The organism is Saccharomonospora iraqiensis subsp. paurometabolica YIM 90007, from assembly GCF_000231035.2.
In the GTDB taxonomy this organism is placed as follows: Bacteria; Actinomycetota; Actinomycetes; order Mycobacteriales; family Pseudonocardiaceae; genus Saccharomonospora; species Saccharomonospora paurometabolica.
Genome location: NZ_KI912219.1, coordinates 1,143 through 3,910, shown reverse-complemented (window position 1 = coordinate 3,910; position 2,768 = coordinate 1,143). Strand labels below are relative to the sequence as shown.

Annotated in this window: 2 protein-coding genes and 1 pseudogene; all 3 read left to right on the top strand. The window is 72.6% G+C overall.

Annotation, left to right across the window (positions count from 1 at the left end; translation table 11 throughout):
- A pseudogene (locus tag SACPADRAFT_RS32475) lies at positions 1-210 on the top strand (metabolite traffic protein EboE); the annotation flags it as partial.
- Between the two features lie 29 nt (positions 211-239).
- Positions 240-1,640: an alkaline phosphatase family protein gene (locus SACPADRAFT_RS0208380; RefSeq protein ID WP_028662323.1), complete on the top strand. Its 1,401-nt coding sequence runs from the start codon at positions 240-242 to the stop codon at positions 1,638-1,640.
- Positions 1,637-2,644 (top strand): sugar phosphate isomerase/epimerase family protein, encoded by a 1,008-nt coding sequence (locus SACPADRAFT_RS0208375; RefSeq protein WP_007027163.1) that lies wholly within the window; start codon positions 1,637-1,639, stop codon positions 2,642-2,644. Before SACPADRAFT_RS0208380 ends, SACPADRAFT_RS0208375 begins: the two co-directional genes overlap by 4 nt.
- Positions 2,645-2,768: the final 124 nt, after the last annotated feature.

The window sequence follows — 2,768 nt, the reverse complement described above, 5'->3', positions numbered from 1 at the left end:
CGGCCCGCACCGCCGCTGGCCGCGACGACCGACGTGCTCGCCGACGCCCTGGCGGCGGTGCGCGCGTACGCGGGAGACGGCTCCGCCCCGCACGTCGAGGTGGAGACCTACACCTGGGGTGTCCTGCCGGACGGGCACCGGCAGGACCTCACCGCCGGGATCGCCGACGAGCTGCGCTGGGCGCGTTCGGAGGTGGCGGCGTGGGGGTGAGGACCGGAACCGACGACGGAGGTGGTGGCGTGCGCAAACTCCTGGTGCTCGACGTGGTCGGGATGACCCCCGACCTGCTGCGGCACATGCCGAACCTGTCCGCGCTGGCGGAACAGGGGTGGCAGGCCGAGCTCGGCACCGTGCTGCCCGCGGTGACGTGCAGCGTCCAGTCGACGCTGCTCACCGGGACCATGCCCGCCGAGCACGGCGCGGTGGCCAACGGCTGGTACTTCCGCGACCTCGGCGAGGTGTACCTGTGGCGCCAGCACAACCGGCTGGTGCAGGGCCCGAAGGTGTGGGAGACGGCACGGGCCGCGCACCCCGGCTACACCGCCGCGAACGTCTGCTGGTGGTACGCGATGGGGGCGAGCACCGACGTCACCGTGACGCCGCGCCCGATCTACCACGCCGACGGACGCAAGTCGCCGGACTGCTACGTGCGCCCCCCGTCCCTGCACGACGAGCTCACCGCCGAGCTGGGCGAGTTCCCGCTGTTCCACTACTGGGGGCCGACCGCGTCCCTCACCTCGTCGCGGTGGATCGTGGCCGCGACGCGGCGGCTGCTGCGCACCGAGGACCCGGACCTGCTGCTGGCCTACGTCCCGCACCTGGACTACGACCTCCAGCGGTACGGGCCGCACTCGCCCGAGGCGGTGCGCGCGGCCCGCGCGGTGGACGCCGAACTCGCCCCGCTGCTCGACGAGGCACGCGGGCGCGGGCGCACGGTGGTGGCGCTGTCCGAGTACGGCATCACCCCGGCCGACACCCCCGTCGACGTCAACCGGGTGCTCCGGCGCGAGGGGTTGCTGGAGGTCTACACCCAGGCCGGGATGGAGTACCTCGACCCGTGGACCTCGCGGGCGTTCGCCGTGGCCGACCACCAGGTGGCCCACGTCTACGTCGCCGACGGGGCGGACCTGCCCCGGGTGCGGCGGGTGCTGGAGAGCCTGCCGGGGGTGGACGAGGTGCTCGACCGCGCCGCCCAGGCCCGGTACGGGCTCGACCACGAGCGCTCGGGCGAGCTGGTCGCGGTGGCCGAGCCGGGGGCGTGGTTCACCTACTACTACTGGCTCGACGAGGACCGCCGCCCCGACTTCGCCCGGGGCGTGGAGATCCACCGCAAACCGGGTTTCGACCCGGCCGAGCTGTTCTTCGACCCGGAGGACGCGCTGGTGAAGGCCAGGGCGGGGTGGAACCTGGTCCGCAAGAAGCTCGGGCTGCGCTACGCCATGAACGTCGTGCCCACCGACCCCCGGTGGGTGCGCGGGTCGCACGGCAGGCTGCCGGACTCCGCCGCGGGCGGTCCGGTCCTGCTCTGCTCCGATCCGGCCGTCCCGTCCGCCGTGGAGGCGACGGGCCGGCTGGCGGCCACCGACGTCGCCGATCTGCTGTTGCACCTGCAGGGAATCCGAGAGGAGGCTCGACGATGAGCCGACCGGTCACCTTGTTCACCGGCCAGTGGGCCGACCTGCCGTTCGAACAGGTCTGCCGCTACGCCGCGGACTGGGGGTACGACGGGCTGGAGATCGCCTGTTCGGGCGACCACTTCGAGGTCGACCGTGCCCTGTCCGAGCCGGACTACGTGGACAACCGGCGCAAGCTGCTCGACTCGTACGGGCTGAACGTGTGGACGATCTCCAACCACCTCGTCGGGCAGGCCGTCTGTGACGACCCGATCGACGTCCGCCACGAGAACATCCTGCCCGCCCGCATCTGGGGGGACGGTGACCCGGAGGGGGTGCGGCAGCGGGCGGCGGCGGAACTGGCCGACACCGCACGGGCCGCGGCGCGGCTGGGGGTGGACACGGTCGTCGGGTTCACCGGCTCGAAGATCTGGAAGTACGTCGCGATGTTCCCCCCGGTGCCACCGGAGCTGATCGACGACGGCTACGCCGACTTCGCCCGCCGGTGGAACCCGATCCTGGACGTCTTCGACGAGGTGGGCGTGCGGTTCGCCCACGAGGTGCACCCGAGCGAGATCGCCTACGACTACTGGACGACGACGCGGGCCCTGGCGGCCGTCGACCACCGCCCGGCCTTCGGCCTCAACTGGGACCCGTCGCACTTCGTGTGGCAGGACCTCGACCCGGTCGGGTTCATCCTGGACTTCGCCGATCGCATCTACCACGTCGACTGCAAGGACACCAAGACCCGGTTCGACGGTCGCAACGGCAGGCTCGGCTCGCACCTTCCCTGGGCCGATCCCCGCCGCGGCTGGGATTTCGTCTCCACCGGACACGGCGACGTGGACTGGGAGAGCGCCTTCCGCGCGCTGAACGCCATCGGCTACACCGGGCCGATCTCGGTGGAGTGGGAGGACGCGGGCATGGACCGGTTGCGGGGTGCGGCCGAGGCCGTCACCCACCTCCGCGGCCTGCTGTTCGACAAGCCGGAGGCGGCCTTCGACGCCGCCTTCGCGACGCCAGAGCGCTGAACGGGGCGCACGGAAGCACACGGAGGAGGCGGCGATGAGCGACGGCACGACAGGTGACGGCGTGGCAGGTGACGGCGTGGCAGGTGACGGCGCGGCAGGTGACGGCGCGGCAGGTGACGGCGCG

Excerpts from the sequence above, each read along its gene's own strand:
- SACPADRAFT_RS0208375 (WP_007027163.1), top strand. The coding sequence starts at position 1,637 with ATGAGCCGACCGGTCACCTTGTTCACCGGCCAGTGGGCCGACCTGCCG.